Below are 23,546 nucleotides of genomic sequence, written 5' to 3'. Positions count from 1 at the left end.
AGCACGGGGGAACAGGCGTCCGCGCCGCGCGCGGGAGGTGCGCGGCACGAGGGGAAACCCACTGGCGCCCTCCCCGTGGCGGCTGAGAGGCTCGGTGCCATGACAGGAGCGCCACAGCACGACCCCTCCCGCCGAGACGACGCCCCCGCGTGGACCGTGCGCGAGGGCACGGAAAAGGATCACTCCGAGGCCGTCAGGGTCTTCTGCGAGGCCCTCAACCTCTCAGCCCGGGAGATCCTGGACAACGAACGCGACCACCCCACCGCCGAGCACGACCGCACCCTGCTCGCCGTGGACGGCGACCGGGTCGTCGGCACCGCCCTGGCCAACGGCTTCGAGATGACCATGCCCGGCGGACCCCGCCGCGTCGCGGGAGTGAGCGGAGTGGGGGTGTGGCCCACCTATCGCCGCCGCGGCGTCCTCAGCGCGCTCATGCGCCGCCAGCTCGCCGACGTCCGGGGCCGGGGCGAGAAACTCTCCGTACTGTGGGCCTCCGAGGGCGGTATCTACGCCCGTTTCGGCTACGGCCTGGCCTTCCGCGAGACCGGCGCGACCCTCCAGCGAGCCCACGCCCGCCTGCGCCCCGACGCCCCCCGCGACCCCTCCCTCACCCTCGAACTGGCCGAGACCGCCGAGGTCCGCCAGGAGGTGGAGCGGGTGTACCGCGAGGCGCTGCCCCAGCGCGCGGGCCAGCTCGCCCGAGACGAGCACTGGTGGAGCCTGATGCTCCAGGACAAGGAGGCCGGCGGGCCCGGACGGCTGCGCGCGGCCCTGGTGCGCGGCCCCGACGGCCCCCTCGGGTACGCGCTGTACCGCATCGTCAACCGCTGGGAGGACGGTCTGCCCTCGGGGCGGGTGGTGGTGCGCGAGCTGGCCTCCGTCTCCACCGCCGCCCGGGTCGCCCTCTACGAACACCTCCTGGACCGCGACCTGACCAGCGAGGCGGTCTTCGAGAAACTGCCCGAGGACGACCCCCTCACCGTCCTGCTGGCCGACCCCCGGCGCCTGGTCCGGCGGGACTTCGACGCCCTGTGGGTGCGCCTGGTGGACCTGCCCGGCGCCCTGTCCGACCGCCCCTACGCCGCCCCGGTGGACACGGTGCTGGAGGTCGCCGACCGGTACGCCCCCTGGAACGCCGGGCGCTGGCGCCTGGAGGCGGACACCGGCGGCGCCCGCGTGAGCCCGACCGACGCCGCCCCCGACCTCGGCCTGGACGCCTCCCACCTGGGCGCGGCCTACCTGGGCAGGCGCACGCTGACCGCCTTCGCGGACGCGGGTCTGCTCACCGAGCACGTCCCCGGCGCGGCGGCCCGCCTGGACACCGCCCTGCACGCGCCGCGCGCGCCCTTCTGCGGTACCGACTTCTGAGGGCCCGGCCCCGCGTACCGACCTCGCGTACCGGTCACGGTGCGCGGGGCACGCGGTCCCGTGCGTCCGTCATCACGCGGGCGACGGGCGGCTCCATGCGGCGGAGGCCCCTGGGACCCCAGGGGCATCCAGCGGCACCAAGTACCCCGCGACCCCAGGGACTTCCAGCGGCCCCGAGCATCGCCGGGATTCCAGGGATGCTCGGGGCCTCCAGCGGCACCAGGTGCCCCGAGACCCCCAGTGGCACCAGGCACCCCCGGGGCCACCGGGACCCGCTGGTAGCATGACGGCCATGGAGCTCATCGAGGTCGACAGACTCTAGCCACCGAACCGCCGGTGGCCTTCATCCGCGAGGGCGCGTACCGCGCCCCGGTGAACGACCTCGACCTCGTCGGGGGCGGTCCGTCCGCGTACGCCCCGCGGCGTCGCTGACCCGCCCCTCGACCGGGTCCATTCCGGCGCGTTCGTGACGCCGACCACCCAGCGCGCCCCCGTGCGCGTGGTGACGTCCGCCCGCCTTCGAGAGCGGAGACGACCGGCACCCCGTCCGCGTGCGCGTGGCGACGGCCAAGGAGCAGTTGACGCGTTGACGACTTCCGCCCCGTCCTCATGCGCGCGGTGACGCCGATCCGCCCGCCTCTTCGGCCCGTCACGGGTCGAACACGCACCCGCCCGGCACCACTCTGCCGGCGTTCGCGTGTTCCCCCGCCATCGACCCCGCCCCGCGGCCCGACCACGGAGTCGTCCGCCGCCGGGGACAAGGAGAGCTCCAAGCATGTCCACCAAGTCCGCCGTCACACTCACCGACCTCACCTTCGCCTGGCCGGACGGCACGGTCGCGATCGACCACGTGAGCGGCACGCTCACGACCGGGCGCACCGGGCTCGTCGGCCGCAACGGCGCGGGCAAGTCCACCCTGCTGCGCCTGATCGCCGGTCTCCTACGCCCCACCTCTGGACGCGTCGACGCGGTCGGCGACGTCGGCTACCTCCCGCAGACCCTGACCCTGGGCACGGAGGCGACGGTCGCCGAACTGCTCGGCATCGACGCCACCCTCGCCGCGCTCCGCGCGATCGAGGCGGGCGACGCCGACGAACGCCACTTCGACGCGGTCGGCGACGACTGGGACATCGAGGCGCGCGCCGACGAGGCCCTGCACGAGATCGGGTTCACCGCCGCCGACCTCGACCGCCGCGTCGCGCAGGTCTCCGGAGGTGAGGCGGTACTCATCGCCGTCACCGGTATGCGCCTGAGGCGCACCCCGATCACCCTGCTCGACGAGCCCACCAACAACCTCGACCGGCCCACGCGGGCCAGGCTCGCCGCGTTCGTCGACACCTGGCCCGGCACCCTCGTCGTCGTCAGCCACGACCTCGAACTGCTCGAACACATGGACAGCACCGCCGAACTCCACGCCGGGAGCCTCGACGTGTTCGGCGGCCCCTACAGCGCCTGGAAGGAGCACCTCGAACAGGAGCAGGCAGCCGCCGTCCAGGCGGCCCGGTCCGCGCAGCAGGCCCTCAAGGTCGAGAAGCGCCAGCGCGTGGAGGCCGAGACCAAGCTCGCCCGCCGCGAGCGCACGGCCAGGAAGACGCAGAAGGACGGCGGCATCCCCAAGATCCTCGCGGGCAACCGGGCCAGCAAGGCGCAGGCCTCGGCCGGGGCGATGCGCTCGACCCTCGACGACAAGGTCCAGGCCGCGCAGGCCGCGGTCGACGCCGCCGACGCGCGCGTACGCGAGGACGAGCACATCCGCCTCACGCTGCCCGATCCGGACGTGCCGCGCGGCCGCCGCCTGGCGGAGTTCCACGCCGAGGGGCGCACCGTCGTCGTCCAGGGGCCCGAACGCGTCGCCCTGGTCGGCCCCAACGGCGCCGGGAAGTCGACCCTGCTCCAACAGCTCGTCCACGGCGGCGATCCGGTTCCGGGCCGCGCGCACGGCACGCTCCTCACCGACCGTGTGGGGTACCTGCCCCAGCGCCTGGACGGCCTGGACGACGCCGCGAGCGCGCTGGAGAACGTGCGGGCGGTCGCCCCCGGCACGCCGCCGGGCGAGGTCCGCAACCAGCTCGCCCGCCTGCTGCTGCGCGGGGACGGTGTGGACCGCCCCGTCGCCACGCTCTCCGGCGGCGAGCGGTTCCGCGTCTGCCTCGCCACGCTGCTCCTGGCGGAGCCGCCCGCGCAGCTGCTCGTCCTGGACGAGCCGACGAACAACCTCGACACCTCCAGCGTCGAGCAGCTCGCCGAGGCCCTCGACGCCTACCGCGGCGCGCTCCTGGTCGTCAGCCACGACCACGGGTTCCTGCGCAGGATCGGGATCGACACCGTCCTGGAGATCGACCGGAAGGGCGGCCTGCGCCAGCGCGCCGGACTGGGGGACTGACGCCGACCGGTGCCCGCCGGTGAGGGAACCGGCGGGCACCGGGCCGGGGCCCGGTCCCCAGTACACACCAGGGCCTCCATCACACCCGGCACGAGACAGACCGCACGACCGAACGCGAACATGTGGTGCGGTCGGTGTCGCAGCGCTTTCGTGAAGTCCCTGAAGTTCGCGACCTCCTAGAACGAACATGAGTACGGCAGATAGGGAGAACACGTCGGATACACGGGGGGACTGGAAGAAGTCGTCCTACAGCGGCAGCTCCGGCGGCGACTGCGTGGAGGCCCGAGATGGCAAGAGGTGTGCGGTACGTGATACCGCCCATCGATCCTTGGGTGCGCTGGAAGTTTCCGCAGGCGAGTGGAACGCTGTCCTTGCCTCCCTGAAGAAGCGCTGAGACGGTGCTGTCCCCGCTGGCCGAATCGGCGGGGACGCCGACTCGGTCAGCACGCACGAACACCTTTGTTGTCACGCGCCACGGTGAACCTCCGCCCGCTCCACGCCTTCACGCCGATCAACAGGACGCCCCGAGGAGGTTCGGATCCTCTTCCACCGTTCGCGCGCCCTCAGGACCCCTCCTTCACACCAGTGGTCGAGGTGAGGCGCTCGACCAACGCCACCAGCCCGGAACCATCGCCGAGGTCGCTCAGGACTGCGTCGGCCCCGGCGTCGAGAAGGTCCTCGCGGGTGCTCGCCCCGGTCGCCACCGCGATCACCGGGGACCCGGCGTGATGAGCCCCGCGGACGTCGTGCGGTGTGTCGCCGACGACCACCGTCCTTTCGGGTACGAAGACGATACCGAGCCTGGCCCCGGTGCGTTCCCGAGCGGCCGTCACCAGATGCGCGCGGTCGCTGCTGTGGTCTCCGTACCCGCCGGTGTCCAACTCCAGATGCTCGGTCAGGCCGAACGCCTGGAGTTTGGCGCGGGCGATGACTTCGATGTTGCCGGTGACCAGACTCTGCACGGCACCGGCGCGGTGGAGCAGGGCGATGGCCCCACGACCACCGGGCAGAGCCCGGCCTTGTGAGTGCATCCGATCCCGCAACACCAACGCAGCGTCCCCGAGAGCCCGGTAGAAGGCCGCGATGGTCGTCTCGTTGGCCTCACGGTCGTTGAGGGTGAGGGTGTCGGTGATGATGGCCTGCTCGGTACGTCCGGCCATCGACGCGATCTTGCGTGGGCGCTCGCCGGTCACCCGTTCGAACGCGTGGGCGTAGATGTCCCTGCTCACTCCGCTGATGGTGAGGAGGGTGTGGTCGATGTCCCAGAGGATGAGGGGAGTGGTAGAAGGAGGCAGCACGGACGCATCGTCGCATGCCTTGTCGCGGCCTGCCCCAGCGATCGTTCCTCGTTGATCTGCGTCGCTTGGGCTCAGGAAGGCCATAGGCGAGGGTGCCCCAGTTCTTGTAGCCGATGGGTCGTAGTCGAACACGCACCGCCCTGAAATAGGTGCAGCTTTCCCAATACATTTTCTGGGCGTGAATAGGAGTTTCATTCCGGGGTGAGGTGGGCGCCTCGCGTGCGGGGTATCGGATCAGATCTGTCCACTTGGACCCGTGTTCCCCTTGATGTGCTTCTGCACCATTCGACTTCTTGCTCTAGGTCACGCTACCGTCACAAGAAGTCGAGCTCCGCTTGGGAGTCCCATGCCCGCCCGCTCAAGCCCTCGAAGTCGAAGAATCGGGACACCGGTCGCAATCGGGCCTTCTTTCGCAAAAGGGACGCACCCCGCGAAAGCTGCGAACCCGGCCCGTGGTTCGCGTGGAAGGCGGGCGACAGAAAATCAACTTCGACGTTGGGAACACAGATGGACCCTTCGCACACCACCAGCACTGTGAAAGATGACCCGATCCAAGACGACCTGAAACGCATCTCACAGGCAAGCCCGCAGTGCTCCTTCATCGACTCCCGCCCCAAGGCACCGGAGGCGACGAGCGCCCTCTACATCCGGCAGTTCTCCACCACGACCGCGAAGGATGGACCCAGGGACCACACGGTCACGGGTGTGCACATCGTGCTCGCCAAGGGCCACCAGAACCAGCTCTGGGAGGCGTTCCACGTCGACCGGAGCACGCAGACGATCGACCCGAAGAACCCCAAGGTCGCCGTCGGTTCCCTGCGCATCTACTGCGACACCCTCGAAGTGCACGGGGCGTTCTCACTGCCGGAGGCGAACGTGGACATTTTCGCCCGCCGCCTCATCTGGGCCGACCAGGACGCCAGCATCAACACCTCTCCCCTTCCCTGGTCATTGCAGAGGGCACCTGATGCCATCGAGGGTGTCGATGGAGCCAAGGGGGTTCCGGCCAAGGACGGGGCTGACGGGAGGAGCGCCGGATCGATCCGGGTCTTTGTTCAGCATGTGGACTCGTCCGCCCCCTCAAAGACCCGTTTGATCGCCTGTGGGGGAGTCGGTCAAGATGGTGGTTGCGGCGAGCACGTAAAACTGTGGGACAGCACAGACATCTGGCTTGAGGGGCTGTGGCCAGACGGAAAGGCAAAAGTTAACTTCGTCCAATATGGCGGGCCTCCAGCCGCCTATTTTCAAAGTTTCCTCGCAAGGAGCAATGACAAAACATATCCCGAGTGGATCTGGGGGAAGAAGGACCATCTACCCCCGGGAAAGCCCGGAAGCGGAGGAAATGGTGGAACCCTGACCACCAACTTTTCCGGTAGCTCTGAACAGCTACTTTCAAACCAAGGTGGGAGTGCCGGAAGGCGGTATGACCCTACCGGTCGGACGAAGGATTCTCAATGGACGGTGAGTTACGCATTCTACAGGATCGACTTGTTCCCTGGCATCGTTTTTGATAAAGGCATCCCCGCAGCGGAATGGCGTAGCACGGACATCCGTGTACTGAGCGGCCCCGGGGCGGAGGAGGGCAGCAGCCCGGCACCGGTGGTCCATGACATCCCCAACGCCTGGGTACACCCGCTCGGGCTGCAGGCGACGTTGGACTACGTGCGCGATCTGTCCCTGGCAGGTGCCCAGGAGCAGTTGCGGGACATGCTGCCGGACTACAGGAAGGCTCTCTCCCAACCCCGCCCGGACACCGGCGCCTGGGACGGGGTCGAATCGGAGTGGGAGGCCGCGCACACCGAGATCGCCACCCTGCTGCTCCGCGACGCGGCCCATCTCGACTACTTCGGCAACCCGGCCGGGTACAGCCCCCTGCTCTCGCTGTCCGGGTCGATCCAGCTGTACAGGGACGAAGCCAAGCGGGCCCTGCGGATGATGCTGATCAGCAAGCGGATCACCACCGCGGAGCGCAGCGCACGCGAAGCATCCACCATCCTCGGCACCACGATCGAGACCGTGAACGCCGACACCAAAGCAGCGGCGGACCAGGTCACCGAGGGCGGGCAGGAGATCCACCGCCTCACCCACTCGATCGACACCGTGAGCAAGGAGCTCACCGGCCTGGCCACCGAACTGACCCGGTTGCGCGACAAACTGCTGGCCCAAGCCCAAGCGGACGCGGAGCGGAAGGCCAGGATCAGGTCCTTCCTCAAGATCGCGGGCGCGTTGCTCCAGGTGATCCCTGTGGGCCAGCCGGTCCTGGGTGCACTGGGGTCACTCACTGCGGTCGGGTCGGACTTCGCGGGGGATGACTGGGAGAGCGCCCCCGCCACGATCTCCAAGATCGGCCCTGTCCTCACACAGAGCGGAAAGGCCCTGAACGAGGCGCGGAAGGCGACCGAGGCAAAGGACAAGGAGAACAAGACGCCGCGGGACTGGAGCAGGATCGGTGAGTCCCTGGGCTCTGCCTGCTCCTTGACCTCGGAGGGCCTCAAGGCGCTCCAGGTGCCCAGGACCGAGGTGGAAGCGGCGCTGGCCAAGCTTCAGGCCGAAAGCCGCGAGTGGAAGGACCTGTCCGAGAAGATCCGGAAGGTCAACGAGAAGAAGGCGGCCCTGTTCGCCGACCTCCAGGCCGTGATGCGGTCGGTGGGTGAGGGATACAGCCGTTTGGCGGCCAACGCCGGCACGGTCGTGCGCCTCAAAAGGGAGCGGAACCAGCAGATGGCCTCGCTCGATCCGGAGGCGGTGGCGGCCGTGCAGGACATGGGGCGGCGCTCCCGGCGCACCCTCCAGGAATACCTGTACCTGGTGGTCAAGTCCTACGAGGCCGCGGTACTCAAACAGCTCAACGTCGACTGGCAGCTGCCGGACGTGACCGACAAGATCGACTCCCTGGTGGGCCCGGCCGAGGAATGGGACGCGGCCAAACTGAACGCGCACGCCGAAGCGCTCGACACCGTCTTTCAGAACACCCTGGCAGACATCCGAAAGCATCTGTTGAAGAACTACGTGAAGACGGCCGTGAGCGAGAAGCCGCTCACACTCCTGGCGACACAGTCCCCGCGGCAGTTCGAGGCGCTGAACTCGAAGACGCGCCGCGTCGTCATCGATCCGCTGGCGGCCACTCTGATCGAGCCCGGAAAACAGCTCGCTCGGCTGCGCAACGTCACACTGGAGCACATCGCCCTGGACCGGAAGTGGTCGGATCTGCCTGCGGACTTCTATGTGCGACTTGAGCTCGTTCCCGCAGGGAAGGGCATCATGCGCCGGGGCAGCGGACTGTACGCCATCACCTCCGAAGCCCCCACTCGCTGGGGATGGACCTGCTCTCCACGACAAGAGGGCGGAGCAGCCAGGATCAAAGCGGATACCACGAGCCCGGACAACGACGACATCCTCGATATCATCCTCGGCCAGGGGTCCAAGGAGATCAGGCAGAAGCTCTCGCTCGTGCCGGCGTGGTCGGACCTGACCCTGTCGGTGGATTTCCCTTCGGACCTGCGGGCTTCGCAGCGTCCGAAGGTCACCGAGCTCCGTTTCACCGTCGAGATCGACAGCGGAGCCGCTCCGGAGGACCAGAAGGTCCTGACCGTCCGCCCGGAGGGTGGCGTGGGCGACGAGGTGATCACCTGCTCCGCCCCTGACAAGGCTGGTCGAGGCGACGGTAACGGCCTGATGGTGCGGATCTACGACCAGGACACGACGGTCGGACTCCAGGCCCCTGCGGGGTCCGGGAACACGGTGTTCCAAGGGTGGGAAACCACCGAGGAAGAGGGGGAGCCCGGAGCGACGTCCGTTCAGATCGAACTCACGAACCATGTGACGGCGTGGCCGTGCTGGGGCCCCGCGCCGGAAGGGCTGGCCCAGGTACCGGCACAGGCCCGACCCGGCCCAACTGAGACGCGGCAGGTGATCCGAATGCAGCCGGACGCCGCCAGCGCGGCCATCGGGCTGGTTCCCCGTTGGGGGGAGGCCACCGTGCTCGAACACGGCCAGGGATGGGACCTGGTGAACTACCGGGGCATCACCGGCTGGATCGCCACCACCTGAAAAGCGGCGGCTTGATGGTGTCGGGCGGGGACACCGCACCTACGGGGTTCCCGCCCGACACGTCTTGCCGCCAGCGCCTGCTCCGAGCTATCTCACAGCCCGAAAACATGAACACTGCTAGCTCAGGGCATGGACTTCCCCGAACTGGTGTGTCCTGCGTTCTTCGGAGCCGGATTTCCGGACGCCGGGGCCGCGTGACCCTTGAAGGAGGGCATCGTGGGAGGTCGTGGACACCCGGCCTTGGTCCGGTCCCGGAAGGCAGCGGGGCTCGTCATGGCACGATCATGCGGCAGGGCCTCCCGCAACGCCACCCGCGTCCAAGTACACGGTCGAACCGGATGGGATGAGCTTTCGGGAAAGGGGCTCCACGTCTCAGGAGACCACCACGACACCCCCCGCTCCGGGAAGTCGTGGTCAGCGGCGGGCGGGTCGCGGCCGAGGTCCTGACAGACCCCGGCCGCGACCGAGCACGGGAGGGGAGGCGCCACCGCCGGGTACGACGGGCGCCCGCGGTCGACGGCCCCTACTCCACGGGGACCTCGAAGGTCCCGAAGTCCGCCGCGTGGAGCGTCACGGCGTCCGTCTCCGTCGGCGGCGCCGGGAAGTAGACGAAGACGCGTTCGGTGTGACCGGTCTCCAGCGGCTGTATCGGCCACTGCGGGGTGGACAGGTACTGGGCGCGCTCCAGGTCCTCGGTCGGCCGGGGGCCCACGCGCACCGCCCGGTAGTGCACGTCCTCGTTCCCGTCGGCGGTGAGGCTGAACGCGGTGAACCGCCCGCCCGGGTAGTCCCGGGAGTTGAGCGGGCGCAGCACCGGCGGGACCGTGCCGCCGGTGTCCATGTGGCGGATGTCGAAGACCCCGACGAGGTAGGCGCCGTCCCGGTAGAGCGGACGCACACCGAGTTCGTACTCGGCGTTGCCCTGGACCAGGCCCGCCTCGGCCGTCTCGATCACCTCGCCGTCCTCGGCGCGGAAGGGCGCCGGGGGAGCCGCGGCGCCGGTCGGGCCGTCGGGCGACCCGGTCTGCTGCTCGGCGCCGGTCCGGGCGTCGCCGGGTTGCCTGATCTTGTAGGAGATCTCCACACGGCGGTTGGTCGCCCGTGCCTCCTCGTCGTCGGCGCCGCCCTCCTCGACGAGGGGTTCCTCGGCGCCCCGCCCTTCGGTCTCGTACTCGTACTCGGTGCCCAGACCCTCTTCGAGGACATCCAGGACGGCCTGGGCGCGGCGCTCGGACAGGTCCTGGTTGTAGTCGTCACCGCCCCTGCCGTCGGTGTGGCCGACGACGCGGATGGGCGGCCGCGACGGGTCGGCGTTCTCCCGGGTCTCCTGTACGACCTCGGCCAGCACGTCCTCGGCTTCGGGGGTGAGGGTGGCCTCGTCGAAGTCGAACAGTACGTCGGCGTGCAGGCCGATGGTCTCCTCGTCGGTGGTCGAGGTCCGGGTCCGGGAGGAGTCCTCGATGATGCTGTACAGGTCGCGGGCGTAGTCTTCGGGCTCGGAGGTCATCTCCGCCTCGCGCAGGGGGACGGCCACCGTGTCGCCGGGGCTGATGTCGGACGGGTCGATGCTGTCGCCGGGCGGTTCCGCCGGGGGCCCGCCGTCGATGACCGGGATACCGGTGAACTCGCCGAACGAGCCGTTCACGACCAGGGTGATCCGTTCGGTGTCCTCGGGCAGCGGGGGAAAGTGCACCTGGTACTCGTAGTCGGCGTCCATCACCCAGTGCGGGACCACCTCGCTGCCGATGGTGGTCTCCCCCGACTCGTCGCGGACCGGCCGGTAGAAGGCCTGGCCCAGCGGATCGACGAGGCTGAAGGCGCTGTGCTGGCGGTCGAGTGCCCCGGTGCCGAAGGGGGCGGGCAGGATCAGGTCCTCCCTGTCCTCCTCCTGGTCGTTGAGGGGGGTCACCGTGAACCGCAGGACGCTCCGGTCCTCCCAGCGTTCGACGTGGTGCACCGAGATCCGCGTCCGGAACAGGTTGGACCCGATCCGCCCCTCCCGTACGTAGGGACCCTCCGGGTAGTCCGCGGCGTCCTGCCGTCCTTCGCTGTCCGGTTCGGGGCGGGGCTCCTCCGGGGAGCCCGGCAGGGTGCAGCCCGAGACCAACAACGTCACGCACGTGAGTACGGCCAGCCATGATCGCAGGGCCATGGGTTCCTTCCTCAGGGGGTGGTCTGCGCGGTGTTGGATGCCCGGCGCGTACGGTCGGTTTCCACCTGCCTACGCCCGTACCGGCCCCGCTCCGGACTATCCGGCGTCGCGGGTCCACCGCCCCATGGCGGGCCACTCCCTGTCGGGATCGTGCACGGGAGTGAACCCGCACCGGAGGAAGAACTCCACCCTGCCCTCGGCGCCCTCGCCCTCCTCGGGCAGCAGGAACACCCACTCGACCCCGGCCGCGCGGGCCCGGTCCACGAACCCTTCCAACAGGCCCCTGCCGACCCCGCGCCGTCTCCACCCCGGGTCCACCACCACCGCCAGCACGTATCCGTGCGGCGGCGGTGCCGGGCTCCCCGACCCCTCGTAGACGCCGTCCAGCACGCCCTCCACCCACCCCACCACCGCACCGTCCCCGTCCGCCTCCGCGACGAGCACCACCATGTCCTCGGGCAGCAGCGAGGCCGGGTAGCCCTTCTCGTCCAGGTGCGGTGAGGCGCGACCGATCAGGGCGGCGATGCCCGGGCCGTCCCCGGGGCGGGCGGAGCGCACGATCATGCCAGAAAGGTAGTCGCCGGACGCGGTCGGCCACCAGCGCGCGCACCGGGAGCGCCGGGTCCCACGGGGAACGCTCCCCGCGGCCGCACGTCCGGTGCCGGACCCACCCGGAACTCCGCACAGCCGTATGGACGGCGCCCGGTCCCCACGCACCGCGAAGCACCGCGAAAAGGAGTGGCACGCCTCCCGGTGGAGTCCGTACGTTGTGGCTCTGGCCCTCCGGACCCCGTGCGCCGTGCGTCGGAACCGAGCCCACGGGCGTACTACCTGGGCCTGGGCCATGTGTCCGGAACGTGCCAGTATCGCCCTGAACATGAAGTGGACCCCGGGCTCGTCCCGCCCTCGCCGCGAGTGCGCCGATCCCCGGTTCCGAAGAGTGGAGGACCGCACACGTGAATGCCGGAGGGGACGCCACCCCGACCGAATGGACCGTACGGGGAACCGACCGCGACGAGTACTCCGAGGTGATGCGCGTCGTCGGCGAGGCGCTGCTGTCCTCGGACCCGCCCGAGGACCGCGAGCCCTTCCTGCGCCCCCTCCTGGACGCCGAGGGCTACGACCGCGTCCTGGTCGCCGTGGACGGGGACGAGATCGTGGGCGCGGTCAACGACTTCGCCTTCGAGATGGCCCTGCCCGGCGGCCCGCGCCCGGTGGCCGGGGTGACCGGCGTGGGCGTGTGGCCCACGTACCGCCGCCGCGGCGTGCTCAGCGCGCTCATGCGCCGCCAGCTCGCCGACATCCACGCGCGCGGGGAGCGCTACGCCGCTCTGTGGGCCTCCGAGGGCGCCATCTACGGCCGGTTCGGCTACGGCCCGGCGGTCACCGAGATGGAGACCGCCGTCCGCCAGCCCCACGCGCGCCTGCGCGCCGACGCGCCCCGCGACCCCGCTCTGCGGGTCCGCCTGGCCGACCCCGGGCAGGTGCGCCCGGACCTGGAACGGGTCCACCGCGAGGTCGCCGCCGTGCAGGTCGGCCAGTTCCAGCGCGCCGCCCACTGGTGGGACCGGGTCCTGCGCGACCAGGCCCAGTTCCGCGAAGGCCGCGGCCCGCTGCGGGCCGCGGTGGTCAGCGGCCCCGACGGGCCGCTGGGCTACGCGCTCTACCGCACCCGCAACAGGTGGGAGCGCGACGGCTCGCGCGGAGAGGTGTACGTCAAGGAGATCACCGCCACGACCCCGGCCGCCTGGACCGCCCTGTACGACCACCTGTTCAACCGCGACCTGGTCACCGAGATCACCTTCGACTTCCTGGCCGTGGACGACCCGCTGCACCGCCTGCTCGTGGACAGCGGCCGGGCGGCGCCCACGCTCTACACCTCCCTGTGGGTGCGGCTGGTGGACGTGCCCGGGGCCCTGTCCGAACGTTCCTACGCCGCGCCGGTGGAGGCGGTCCTGGAGGTCGCCGACCGGTTCGCTCCCTGGAACGCCGGGCGCTGGCACGTCAAGGCCGACACCGGAGGCGCCCGCGTGGAGGCCACGGACGCGGCCCCCGACGTCAGCCTGGACGTGTCGCACCTGGGCGCCGCCCACCTGGGCCAGACCTCCCTGGACGGTTACCTGCGCGCGGGCCTGATCACCGAGCACACCCCGGGCGCGGTGGAGCGCCTGGACGCGGCCCTGCACCGCTCCCGCGCGCCCTTCTGCGGTCTGATCTTCTGACCCCGCGGGCCGCCGATCTCCCGGAGCGCCAGCGCCCCCGGAGATCGGCGACCCCGCGCCGGTGCCGTCCTCCGCGTTCCGGCGGCCCCGGCACGTCGCGGCCCCGGGTTCTCCCGGCTGTTTCGAGGACCGGCCGCACCCGGCGGTCCGGCCCCGCCCGGCGGCGGGGCCGGACCCGTGCCCTCAGCCCTTCAGGGCCTTGACCAGCCGGTCCACGTCGGACTCGTCGTTGTACAGGTGGAACGCCGCGCGCATCCGCCCGTTGCGGGCCGCCGTGACGATCCCCGCCTCGGCCACGCGCTCCACCGCGCCCTCGGGCACCGGGACCGACACGATCGCCGACCCGGCGGGCTCCATGTCCACGGCCTCGCGGAAGCGGTCTCCCAGGGCGGCGTTGTGCTCGCGGATGACCTCCACGCCCACCTCCTCCACCAGGGACAGGGTCTCCTCCAGCCCGACCCACGCCCCCCACACCGGCGCCAGGTCCAGGCGCCGCGCGCCCTCGGCCAGCCGCAGCGGGCCGCCGTAGAGCGACTTCCAGGGCTCGTGCGCCCCGTACCAGTTCGCGGCCAGCGGGGAGAGTGCGGCCAGCGCCTCCTCGGTGCCGGTGAGCAGGGCCGAACCGCGCGGGCCCAGCAGCCACTTGTACGTCGCGCACACCGTGTAGTCGACCCGGTCCACGGGCAGGGGCAGCCACCCCGCGGCCTGGGTGGTGTCCAGCAGCAGCCGCGCCCCGTGGTCGGCGCAGGCCGCGATCAGGTCCTCCACGGGGGCGATCGCGCCGTCGGCGGACTGCACGGCCGAGACGGCCACCAGGTCGGTGTCCGGTCCCACCCGCGACGCCAGGTCGGCCAGGGGCACCTCGCGCACGCTGATCCCCGCGTCCGCCCTGGCCATGAAGGGGTGGACGACCGAGCTGAACTCGTCGGCCGCCGTCAGCACCCGCGCGCCCGGGGCCAGGCTGGCGGCGACGGTGCCCACGAACTGGGAGGCGTGGCTGCCGATGGCCACGTGGGAGGCGGGCACCCCGGTCAGGCGCGCGTAGGCGGAGCGGGCGCGCTCGATGCCCGCGTCTGCCCCACCCGGCTGGAACCGGCCCGCGGCCACGTCGCGGGTGTGCTGCTCCAGGGCCCGTAGCGCCCGCCGGGGCGTCAGGCCGTGCGTGGCGGTGTTGAGGTAGGTGCTCTCGGCAGCGAACTCCTGCTGCGCGGCCCGCAGGCGGGCCCGTCCGGCTTCGTCCATGCCCCGATGCTCACAGCGCGGCGGGGACCGCTCAAGGTCCATTCCGGCCGGGAAAGGACTGCCTTTGGCGGCGGGGGCCGAAGCGCCGGGCACGGGGCGGACCCCCTTCCAGCCCCCGGCGCCTCAGATGCGGAACTTGGCCTCGGCCTCGGTGGAGCCCGCCATGAGCTTGTTGAGCAGGCGCACGAGTTCCTGACGCTCGTCGGGTTCCAGGGCCTCGGCCCAGGCGCTCTCGCGCCGGTTGTGCGCCCGGAAACCGCCGAGGATCGCCCGGTACCCGGCCTCGGTGAGGCTGAGCTGGAGGGCGCGCCGGTCGTGGGCGGCGCGCTCGCGCACGATGAGCCCGTCGCGTTCGAGGGTGTTGAGCAGCGCGGACAGCGCGGCCCGGCTCATCCCCGAGATCTCGGCGGTGGTCTTGGCCTCCATGGGCCCGGCCAGCCACAGCGCGAAGATCACCCGGAACCCGGGCCAGGTGAGCCCGCGCGGGCGGTGCACGGACGACTCCAGGTCGTAGACGACCATGCTCGTCGCCCGGCTCAGGGTCAGGACCATCCGCATGGCGTCGGCGTTCACGGAGGGCAGTTCCTGCTCGGCCTTCCGCACCGCGTAGTCCACGAAGGACCAGAAGGTGAGTTCGGGGGCGGTGTCGTGGGTCACGTCGGTCAGCCTAGTGCCTGATCTCCCGCCGGGACCGGTCGCGGCCGGTCCCGCGCGTCCGCGCCGGTCGGGGAGCGCCCGCCTCCGCTCCCGGCACACGGCGGGCGGCCCGGCGCACGCGTCGGCACCGGTCGGAGCCGCCGCGCAGCTGAGTCCGCCCCGCCCGGGCCGCGCTCGCGAACCGCCAGGTGGGAGGTCGGCGGACACACCCGCCCCCGTCGTATCATGTGATCTGTATCACTCAGTAGCGGGCTCTGGGCCTCTTGGTCCTGTGGCGCGGAGCACGTTATGGTCAGGATCATCAAACCTTTGATCAATTGGGCGGCGGCAGCCGTCCGGAGCGAGTGAAGGGCCCCGACCATGGCAGCCAAGCCGTTCGCCTCATCCGCCGACACCGAGGCCAAGGAGCAGACCCTGGAGGTCCTGGCCGACGGCGTCTACGCCCTCACCGCCGAGGGCGACCCGAACGTGGGCGCCATCGAGGGCGAGGACTTCCTCGTGGCCTTCGAGGCCCTGGCCACGCCCGCCGCCGCGGGGGAGTGGCTCGCCAAGCTGCGCGAGCACACCGACAAGCCGATCCGCTACCTGGTGCTCTCGCACTACCACGCGGTCCGCGTCCTGGGCGCCAGCGCCTTCGACGCCGAGATCATCCTGACCCACGAGAAGACCCACGAACTCATCCGCGAGCGCGGCAAGGAGGACTGGGCCAGCGAGTTCGCCCGCATGCCGCGCCTGGCCAAGGACGCCGACTCCGTGCCCGGGCTGACCTGGCCCACCCAGACCTTCGCCGACCGCACCACCATCGACCTGGGCGGCGACCGGGGCGAGCTGGTCCTCCAGTACTTCGGCCGCGGCCACACCGAGGGCGACATCGTCGCCTGGCTGCCCAAGCAGAGGATCCTCTTCGCCGGGGACCTCGTCGAGGCCCAGGCCGCCCTCTACACCGGCGACGCCTTCCACCACGACTGGGCCGGGGCCACCCTGGACGGCGTCAAGGCCCTGGAGGCCGAGATGCTCGTCGGCGGGCGCGGCGCGGTCAGCCGAGGCCGCGAGGAGGTCGACGCCGCCATCGAGCAGACCCGCGGGTTCCTCGACGTCATGATCCGCGAGGTCGGCGCCGTCCACGGACGCGGCGGCACCCTCAAGGAGGCCTTCGAGGCCACCCACGCCGCCCTCGTCGGCGACTACGGCCACTGGCCCATCTTCGAGCACTGCCTGCCCTTCGACGTCTCCCGCCTGTGGGACGAGTTCTCCGGCATCGAGCGCCCGGTCATCTGGACCGCCGAGCGCGACCGCGAGGTCTGGGACCAGCTCCAGGGCTGACCCGCCGCCCCGCCCACCGATTCCCGACCCCTTCCACGCCCGTACGGGGCGTCCACGCCGAACGGAGCCACCAGATGCGACCCCCCGCTCCACGCACTCCCGCGGACACCGCCGCCGATCCCGTCCTGGTGCTCGGCGCGGGCCCGGTCGGCCAGACCGCGGCCCTGCTGCTGGCCCGGCGGGGCGTCCCCGTACTGCTCATGGACGCACGGCCCGAACGCGACGCCGTCGGCTCCAAGGCCATCTGCCAGCAGCGCGACGTGCTCGACGTCTGGGACTGGCTGGGCGCCGGACAGGTCGCGGAGGAGGGGCTGACCTGGGACACCGCCCGCACCTTCTACCGCGACAGCGAGCTGTTCAGCGTCCGCCTCCCCGACCCCGGCGCCTCGCCCCTGCCGCCGTTCGTCAACATCTCCCAGTCCCGCACCGAACAGGTCCTCGACGAGCGCCTGGCCGCCGCCGGGGTGCGCACCCTGTGGAACCACCGGGTCACCGGCCTCTCCCAGGACGAGCGCGGCGTCACCGTCGAGTGCCGCACCCCCGATGGGCCCGTCCGCCTGCGCGGCTCCCACGCCCTGTCCTGCCTCGGCGCCCACGGCGGGGTGGTCCGCGAGGCCCTGGGCCTGTCCTTCGACGGCACCACCTTCGACGACCGCTTCCTCATCTGCGACATCCGCGCCGACCTGGCCGGATGGGAGCGCGAACGCCGCTTCTACTTCGACCCCGAGTGGAACCCCGGGCGCCAGGTGCTCATCCACCCCTGCCCCGGCTCGGTGTACCGCATCGACTGGCAGGTGCCCTCCGACTTCGACCTCGACGCCGAGGAGGCCAGCGGCCGACTGGAGGCCCGCATCCGCCAGATCATCGGCGAGCGGCCCTACGAGATCGTCTGGCACTCGGTCTACCGGTTCCACACCCGCGTGGCCGAACGCATGCGCGCGGGCCGCGTCCTGCTGCTCGGAGACAACGCCCACCTGGTCGCCCCCTTCGGCGCCCGCGGCCTCAACTCCGGGGTCCAGGACGCCGAGAACGCCGCCTGGAAGCTCGCCTACGTCCTGGCCGGATGGGCGGGCGAGGAACTCCTGGAGAGCTACCACGCCGAGCGCCACGCCGCCGCCCTGGAGAACGCCGACGTCACCAGCGCCACCATGCGCTTCCTCGTCCCCCGGGACGAGGAGGAGCACCGCACCCGCCTGGCCGTGCTCGAAGCGGCCCTCACCGAGGAGGCGGCACGCGCCCGGGTCGACTCCGGTCGCCTGGCCGAACCCTTCTGGTACACCGACTCGTCCCTGACCACCCCCTGCCCCGAACGGCCCTTCGGCGGCAGGCCCCCGCGCGGCCAGGCGCCCGCCCCCTGCCCCGGGGTGGTCCTGCCCGACGCCCCCGTGGACCTGCCCGGCGACGGCGCCCCCGCGCGCCTGCGCCCCCTGCTGCGCGAGGGCCTGACCCTGCTGGTGGGCGCCGCCCCCGAGGGCGCCGACCCCGACGCGTTCCTGGAGGGCGTGCGCGCCGCCGCGCGCGGGGCCACCCCGGCGCCCGTCACCGCCCTGTACCTGGACCGGATCGACACCACCGGCGCGCTGACCAGGGCGCTGGTACCCGAGCCGGGGCAGGTGTGGCTGGTGCGCCCCGACGCCCACGTCGCCGCCGTCGTCGCGGGCGCCGACCCCGAGGCCGTGCGCGCGGCCGTGCGCACCGCGCTGGGGCTGGCCCCGGTCCCGACGGTGCCCGCCCCGACGGACGGCGCGTCCGACACGAACGCGGCCAGCGGGGCGGACGCGCGATCCGACGCGAACGCGCCGCGCGGCGCGAGCGGCGAGCCCATCGCGGCCACCGCGACCGACCGGCCCGCCGCCGCGGACCGCCCCGGAGGCGCCGCCCCCGACCCGCGCGGCGACGAGCCCGCCCCGACAGCCTGACCCGGACCCACTCCACACGGAAGGGAGAACACCGCCATGGCCTACTACCGCCAGGTCGGCGAGGTGCCCCGCACCCGCCACACCCAGCACCGCACCCCCGAGGGCGGGCTGTACTACGAGGAGCTGATGGGGGAGGAGGGCTTCTCCGCCGACTCCTCGCTGCTCTACCACCGCGCCATCCCCTCGGCCATCGTCGACGCCGCCGAGTGGGAGGTCCCCGACCAGTCCCGCACACGCAACGCCCCGATGGTGCCGCGCCACCTCAAGCTGCACGAGCTGTTCTCCGACCAGGAGTGGAAGGCCGCCGACGTCGTCGAGTCGCGCCGCCTGGTCCTGGGCAACGACGACGTGCGCATCTCCTACGTGGTCGCCGGGGCGCCCTCGGAGCTGTACCGCAACGGCATCGGCGACGAGTGCGTGTACGTGGAGTCGGGCACCGCCCGCGTGGAGACCGTCTTCGGCCTGCTGGAGGTCGGCCAGGGCGACTACGTCGTCCTGCCGCGCGCCACCACCCACCGCTGGGTGCCCACCGGCGACCAGCCCCTGCGCGCCTACGTGGTGGAGGCCAACAGCCACATCGCCCCGCCCAAGCGCTACCTGTCCCGCTACGGGCAGTTCCTGGAGCACGCCCCCTACTGCGAACGCGACCTGCGCGGCCCCTCCGAGCCGCTGCTGGCCGAGGGCGAGAACGTCGACGTGCTCATCAAGCACCGCGGCGACGGGCCCGGGGGCATCTCCGGCACCCGCTACACCTACCCCACCCACCCCTTCGACGTCGTGGGCTGGGACGGGTGCCTGTACCCCTACGTCTTCAACGTCGCCGACTTCCAGCCCATCACCGGCCGCGTGCACCAGCCGCCGCCCGTGCACCAGGTGTTCGAGGGCCACAACTTCGTCATCTGCAACTTCGTGCCGCGCAAGGTGGACTACCACCCCGGCGCCATCCCGGTGCCCTACTACCACTCCAACGTGGACTCCGACGAGGTCATGTTCTACTGCGGCGGCGACTACGAGGCCCGCAAGGGATCGGGGATCGGCCAGGGCTCCATCTCCCTGCACCCCGGCGGCCACTCCCACGGCCCCCAGCCCGGCGCCTACGAGCGCAGCATCGGCGCCGAGGCCTTCGACGAACTCGCCGTCATGGTCGACACCTTCCGCCCGCTGGACCTGGGCGAGGGCGGCCTGGCCAGCGACGACGGAGTCTACGCCTGGACCTGGGCCGGGGGACGGAGGGAGCGGCGGTGAGCGCCGAGCTGTACCGCGGCCTGTTCGACGACGCCGCCCTCTTCCCGCCCGGCAACGCCCCCATGGGCGGGGCGCTGCCCGCCCACCGCGCCCACCGGGCCGGGCAGCGCGCCGAGTACGTCGGCCCGTTCCTGGTCTCCGACGCGCGCGTGGGCGAGCTGCGCGCCGTCCTGGCGCGTGAGGAGCCGGGGCACGGCCCGCTCGCGGTCGTGGTCACCGTCCCCGGCGGCGCCGAGGGCGTCGGCCCCGCCGTCGCGGCCGCGACCGCCGACCCCGTGCTGCGCCTGGCCGGGGTGGAGGCCGCAGCCGCGCCCGGAACGGCCGCCGAGGTCGCCGCGCGGCTGACCGAGCACCTGCCCGAGGGGGCCGAGGGGTTCGTGGAGGTCTCCCGCCAGGGGGACGTGCCCGCCGAGCTGCGGTCGCTGGCGGGCACCGGCCACAGCGCCAAGTTCCGCACCGGGGGGCTCACCGTCGAGGCCCATCCCGCGGAGGAGGAGCTGGCCGAGTTCCTGTACGCGGCCGTGGAGCTGGGCGTGCCCTTCAAGTGCACGGCCGGGCTCCACCACGCCGTCCGCCACACCACCGCCGAGGGCTTCGAGCAGCACGGTTTCCTCAACGTGCTGCTGGCCACGGCCGCCCTGCTCGACGGGGCCTCCGAGCGGGAGGCCGCCCTCGTGCTGGCCGACCGCGACGGTCCGCGCCTGGCGGCCCTGGCCGCCAAGCTCACCGACGAGGAGGCGCGGGCGGTGCGCGGCCGGTTCCGCTCCTTCGGCACGTGCAGCGTCACCGAACCCCTGGAGGACCTGGTCGTGCTCGGGGCGCTGCCCGCCTCCCGCGCCCGCTGAAGCCTCCGGTCCCGGGGCGTGCCCGCCTCAGGACCCGGTCCGCTCCGAGTCAGCTCCGAAAGGCCGTCCGCTCCGAGAGCCCGGCCGCTCGCAGAACCCGTCCATGTGAAGAGCCCCCCGCTTCGAGAAACCGTCCACTCCAAGAAAGCGAACGCCATGCCCGACAGCTGGCTCGACCTCGCCCCGGACGCGCAGTTCGGCCTGGCCACCCTGCCCTACGGCGTGTTCGGCACCGCCGACGACCCCGCGCCCCGCACGGGCGTGGCCGTCGGTGACCACGTCCTGGACCTGGGGGCCGCGGCCCGCGCCCTGGACGCGCCCTTCGCCGACACCGTCGACCGGCCCAGCCTGGACGCCCTGCTGGCCGCCGGACGGCCGGTGTGGGACCAGGTGCGCGCCGCGCTCACCGACTGGTTCACCGACCCCGCGCGCGCCGAGGCCGTGCGCCCGCACCTGGTGGACCGGGCGTCCGTGCGCATGCGTCTGCCCTTCACCGTCGCCGACTACGTGGACTTCTACGCCTCCGAGCACCACGCCAGCAACGTCGGCCGCATGTTCCGCCCCGACCAGGAGCCCCTCACCCCCAACTGGAAGCACCTGCCCATCGGCTACCACGGGCGTTCGGGCACCATCGTGGTCTCGGGGACCGACATCGTGCGCCCCACCGGCCAGCGCAAGCCGCCGACCGAGCCCGCTCCCGTCTTCGGGCCCTCGGTCCGCCTGGACATCGAGGCCGAGGTGGGCTTCGTCGTCGGGACCGGAACCGAGATGGGCGAGCGCGTGGGGGTGGACGACTTCGCCGACCACGTGTTCGGGGTGTTCCTGCTCAACGACTGGTCCTCCCGTGACCTCCAGGCCTGGGAGTACGTGCCGCTGGGGCCGTTCCTGGGAAAGTCGTTCGCCACGTCGGTGTCGCCGTGGATCGTGCCGCTGGCCGCGCTGGAGTCCGCGCGCGTGGAGCAGCCCGCCCAGGACCCCGAGCCGCTGCCCTACCTTCGCGGCGAGGACGGACCCTGGGGACTGGACCTGCGCCTGGAGGTGCGTCTGAACGGGCACCTGGTCTCCACGCCGCCGTTCTCGCAGATGTACTGGACGGCGGCCCAGCAGCTCGCGCACATGACCGTCAACGGGGCGTCCCTGCGCACCGGGGACGTGTACGCCTCCGGTACGGTCAGCGGCCCCGAGCGCGGGCAGCGGGGGTGCTTCCTGGAGCTGACCTGGAGCGGGAAGGAACCGCTGAGCCTGCCGGACGGCACCGAACGCACCTTCCTGGAGGACGGCGACGAGGTGACCATCACCGCCACCGCCCCGGGCCCGGACGGAACCACCGTGCACTTCGGTGAGGTGACCGGCAGGATCCTCCCCGCCCGCTGAGGTCTCGGAACGGCCCCGCGCACCCTTCGGAGGGCGCGCGGGGCCGTTCTGCACACGAACAGGTAGACATCCAAGGCCTGCCCAGCACTCGTTGTACCGTGACCGCATGAGCACCGGTTTCCGTCCCAACGAGGATGGCGGACAACTCATCGAGCGCCTGAAGAGGCCGGGGGAGTCGACCAGTGAACTGACCCGGCGTGGCTTACGCGCTCTGGCCGGAGAAGAAGACCGGCGCAGAGCCTATGAGGACATGATCCGCATCGCCGAGTCCGGCGAGAACCTCGCCGATGAGCCGGACGAGTGGGAGTACACGGCCGACGGGCGGGTTCGAGTCATCGGCACGGACACCACCGCCAACGTGCGCGGGGAGGAGACCCGCTGACCCGAGGGGCCGTGGTGTCCTCGACACGACCCCTGACCAGGAACGCGAACACCCGCCGTCCCCGTTCATCCGGACGGCGGGTGTTCTGTGCCTCAGGCGTCTTGCCTGCGGGACGCCCGGTCAGCGGTGGGGCCCGCTCACCCCGTTGCCGGGCCCTGCTTCTCCACGGGCAGCCACAGGTGGCCCGAACCGAGGTCGGGCTCCTCCTGGTGCTCGACGGCCACCATCGCCGGGCCGGGGGCGGTGCGGTAGGCGGGGTGGGCCGGGAACCACTCGGTGTAGACCGCGCGCCACAGCGCTTGCAGCCCGTGGGGGAAGGCCGCCCGCTCGAAGGGGAACACCGCCCAGGTGCCCGCGGGAACCTCCAGGCGCTCCATCCCCTCGGGGGCGGGGGCGGGCGCGGCGGTGGCCGCGGCGACGTAGTAGTCCACCTCCTCACCGTCCGGCAGGGCGAGCGTCACCGACAGCGCGCCGCGGGGCTCCTGGTCGCTGAGCGCGTCGAGCCGCTCCCAGGTGGCGTCGTCGACCGCTTCGGTGAAGGCGACCATGTCGGGGTTGGGGCCCTCGTCGATCTGGGGGATCCGCCTTCCCGGCCCGACCAGGGCGAAGGCGTCCTTGTCGAGGACGCGGTAGCGCATCGCGGTGCTCCCTTCGATGGTGAGGTGGAAGGCCAGGCGGGGCTGGGAGACCAGCGCGGCCCCGGTGCGCCGGGCCTGGCCGGGGGTGACGCCGTGCACGGCGCGGAAGGCCCGGGTGAACGCCTCGGCCGAGGAGTACCCGTGGTCGACGGCGATGTCGAGCAGCGTTCTGCGGCCCTCCAGCACCTCGGCTCCGGCCAGGGTGAGGCGGCGTCGGCGCACGTACTCCGACAGCGGCATCCCCGCCAGCGCGGCGAACATCCGGCGCAGGTGGTGCTCGGAGGTCAGCGCGGTGCGCGCCATCGCCGACACGTCCACCGGGCGGCCGGGGTCCTCCTCGACGTGCTCCAGGGCCTTGTTCAACCGGTCCAGCACCACTTCCCCCTTCGTTCACCGGTGACGTTAACGAGCGCGGACGGTGCGGTTCCCGACAGTTGCCGTGCGCCTG

The 23,546-nt window shown here is 71.9% G+C and carries 17 protein-coding genes; 11 read left to right on the top strand and 6 right to left on the bottom strand.

The genetic code is table 11. The features are described from left to right. Positions 1–99 precede the first annotated feature (99 nt). From G011_RS0104815 to G011_RS30935, 3 genes are all read left to right on the top strand, one after another. Positions 100–1,368, top strand: a complete 1,269-nt coding sequence (locus G011_RS0104815) for a GNAT family N-acetyltransferase (protein WP_026338024.1) — start codon at positions 100–102, stop codon at positions 1,366–1,368. Positions 1,369–2,143: 775 nt separating this feature from the next. Beyond that, positions 2,144–3,751: an ABC-F family ATP-binding cassette domain-containing protein gene (locus tag G011_RS0104805; protein ID WP_019607495.1), complete on the top strand. Its 1,608-nt coding sequence runs from the start codon at positions 2,144–2,146 to the stop codon at positions 3,749–3,751. Between the two features lie 187 nt (positions 3,752–3,938). Beyond that, positions 3,939–4,145, top strand: a complete 207-nt coding sequence (locus G011_RS30935; RefSeq protein WP_081642922.1) for a DUF397 domain-containing protein — start codon at positions 3,939–3,941, stop codon at positions 4,143–4,145. Between the two features lie 169 nt (positions 4,146–4,314). Here G011_RS30935 and G011_RS29525 read toward each other — a convergent pair whose 3' ends face one another. Beyond that, positions 4,315–5,049: an HAD family hydrolase gene (locus G011_RS29525; RefSeq protein WP_019607494.1), complete on the bottom strand. Its 735-nt coding sequence runs from the start codon at positions 5,047–5,049 to the stop codon at positions 4,315–4,317. 507 nt (positions 5,050–5,556) lie between these two features. Here G011_RS29525 and G011_RS0104785 point away from each other — a divergent pair. Continuing rightward, positions 5,557–9,099, top strand: a complete 3,543-nt coding sequence (locus G011_RS0104785) for a hypothetical protein (RefSeq protein WP_155979713.1) — start codon at positions 5,557–5,559, stop codon at positions 9,097–9,099. 523 nt (positions 9,100–9,622) lie between these two features. Here the strand turns inward: G011_RS0104785 and G011_RS32840 are convergent. Both G011_RS32840 and G011_RS0104775 read right to left on the bottom strand, forming a co-directional pair. Then, positions 9,623–11,251, bottom strand: coding sequence for an OmpA family protein (locus G011_RS32840; RefSeq protein ID WP_019607490.1), 1,629 nt, complete (start codon positions 11,249–11,251; stop codon positions 9,623–9,625). Positions 11,252–11,347: 96 nt separating this feature from the next. Further along, positions 11,348–11,815 (bottom strand): GNAT family N-acetyltransferase, encoded by a 468-nt coding sequence (locus G011_RS0104775; RefSeq protein WP_019607489.1) that lies wholly within the window; start codon positions 11,813–11,815, stop codon positions 11,348–11,350. A 392-nt stretch (positions 11,816–12,207) separates the two neighbouring features. Between G011_RS0104775 and G011_RS0104770 the strand changes: the two genes are divergently transcribed. Further along, the gene (locus tag G011_RS0104770) at positions 12,208–13,473 is read left to right on the top strand and encodes a GNAT family N-acetyltransferase (RefSeq protein WP_019607488.1); all 1,266 of its coding nucleotides are present in this window, start codon (positions 12,208–12,210) and stop codon (positions 13,471–13,473) included. A gap of 183 nt (positions 13,474–13,656) precedes the next feature. Here the strand turns inward: G011_RS0104770 and G011_RS0104765 are convergent, their stop codons facing one another. Next, a complete protein-coding gene (locus tag G011_RS0104765; RefSeq protein WP_019607487.1) occupies positions 13,657–14,715 on the bottom strand; it encodes an aminotransferase class V-fold PLP-dependent enzyme in 1,059 nt (352 codons plus the stop codon). Positions 14,716–14,838: 123 nt separating this feature from the next. Beyond that, on the bottom strand, positions 14,839–15,372 hold the full coding sequence (locus tag G011_RS0104760; RefSeq protein WP_019607486.1) for a MarR family winged helix-turn-helix transcriptional regulator: 534 nt from the start codon (positions 15,370–15,372) through the stop codon (positions 14,839–14,841). 360 nt (positions 15,373–15,732) lie between these two features. On the opposite strand from G011_RS0104760, the gene G011_RS0104755 reads away from it, so the two are divergent. The 6 genes from G011_RS0104755 (at position 15,733) to G011_RS31610 (ending at position 22,460) form a co-directional block, all read left to right on the top strand. After that, positions 15,733–16,695, top strand: a complete 963-nt coding sequence (locus G011_RS0104755) for an MBL fold metallo-hydrolase (protein WP_019607485.1) — start codon at positions 15,733–15,735, stop codon at positions 16,693–16,695. Positions 16,696–16,769: 74 nt separating this feature from the next. Beyond that, entirely contained in the window at positions 16,770–18,614 is a 1,845-nt protein-coding gene (locus G011_RS0104750; protein ID WP_019607484.1) for an FAD-dependent monooxygenase, read from the top strand. Between the two features lie 36 nt (positions 18,615–18,650). Beyond that, positions 18,651–19,859: a homogentisate 1,2-dioxygenase gene (locus G011_RS0104745; RefSeq protein ID WP_019607483.1), complete on the top strand. Its 1,209-nt coding sequence runs from the start codon at positions 18,651–18,653 to the stop codon at positions 19,857–19,859. After that, complete coding sequence (locus tag G011_RS0104740; protein ID WP_019607482.1) at positions 19,856–20,704, top strand: hypothetical protein; 849 nt, start codon at positions 19,856–19,858, stop codon at positions 20,702–20,704. The genes G011_RS0104745 and G011_RS0104740 overlap by 4 nt, the downstream gene beginning before the upstream one ends. Positions 20,705–20,860: 156 nt before the next feature. Next, positions 20,861–22,078: a fumarylacetoacetase gene (gene fahA, locus G011_RS0104735; RefSeq protein ID WP_019607481.1), complete on the top strand. Its 1,218-nt coding sequence runs from the start codon at positions 20,861–20,863 to the stop codon at positions 22,076–22,078. A gap of 106 nt (positions 22,079–22,184) precedes the next feature. After that, positions 22,185–22,460 (top strand): hypothetical protein, encoded by a 276-nt coding sequence (locus G011_RS31610; protein ID WP_155979712.1) that lies wholly within the window; start codon positions 22,185–22,187, stop codon positions 22,458–22,460. 137 nt (positions 22,461–22,597) lie between these two features. Here G011_RS31610 and G011_RS0104725 read toward each other — a convergent pair whose 3' ends face one another. Further along, the gene (locus G011_RS0104725) at positions 22,598–23,473 is read right to left on the bottom strand and encodes a helix-turn-helix domain-containing protein (RefSeq protein WP_026338023.1); all 876 of its coding nucleotides are present in this window, start codon (positions 23,471–23,473) and stop codon (positions 22,598–22,600) included. Between the last annotated feature and the right edge of the window lie 73 nt (positions 23,474–23,546).

It is taken from the genome of Nocardiopsis sp. CNS-639, assembly GCF_000381685.1.
In the GTDB taxonomy this organism is placed as follows: domain Bacteria; phylum Actinomycetota; class Actinomycetes; order Streptosporangiales; family Streptosporangiaceae; genus Nocardiopsis; species Nocardiopsis dassonvillei.
The sequence above is the reverse complement of the archived record's forward strand: the minus strand, read 5'-3'. Positions and strand labels throughout refer to the sequence as shown.

What these genes read in the sequence shown, in the direction of transcription:
- G011_RS0104815 (WP_026338024.1), top strand. Translation starts at nt 100, where the DNA reads ATGACAGGAGCGCCACAGCACGACCCCTCCCGCCGAGACGACGCCCCC.
- G011_RS0104805 (WP_019607495.1), top strand. Translation starts at nt 2,144, where the DNA reads ATGTCCACCAAGTCCGCCGTCACACTCACCGACCTCACCTTCGCCTGG.
- G011_RS30935 (WP_081642922.1), top strand. Translation starts at nt 3,939, where the DNA reads ATGAGTACGGCAGATAGGGAGAACACGTCGGATACACGGGGGGACTGG.
- G011_RS0104785 (WP_155979713.1), top strand. Translation starts at nt 5,557, where the DNA reads ATGGACCCTTCGCACACCACCAGCACTGTGAAAGATGACCCGATCCAA.
- G011_RS32840 (WP_019607490.1), bottom strand. Translation starts at nt 11,251, where the DNA reads ATGGCCCTGCGATCATGGCTGGCCGTACTCACGTGCGTGACGTTGTTG.
- G011_RS0104775 (WP_019607489.1), bottom strand. Translation starts at nt 11,815, where the DNA reads ATGATCGTGCGCTCCGCCCGCCCCGGGGACGGCCCGGGCATCGCCGCC.
- G011_RS0104765 (WP_019607487.1), bottom strand. Translation starts at nt 14,715, where the DNA reads ATGGACGAAGCCGGACGGGCCCGCCTGCGGGCCGCGCAGCAGGAGTTC.
- G011_RS0104755 (WP_019607485.1), top strand. Translation starts at nt 15,733, where the DNA reads ATGGCAGCCAAGCCGTTCGCCTCATCCGCCGACACCGAGGCCAAGGAG.
- G011_RS0104750 (WP_019607484.1), top strand. Translation starts at nt 16,770, where the DNA reads ATGCGACCCCCCGCTCCACGCACTCCCGCGGACACCGCCGCCGATCCC.
- G011_RS0104745 (WP_019607483.1), top strand. Translation starts at nt 18,651, where the DNA reads ATGGCCTACTACCGCCAGGTCGGCGAGGTGCCCCGCACCCGCCACACC.
- fahA (WP_019607481.1), top strand. Translation starts at nt 20,861, where the DNA reads ATGCCCGACAGCTGGCTCGACCTCGCCCCGGACGCGCAGTTCGGCCTG.
- G011_RS31610 (WP_155979712.1), top strand. Translation starts at nt 22,185, where the DNA reads ATGAGCACCGGTTTCCGTCCCAACGAGGATGGCGGACAACTCATCGAG.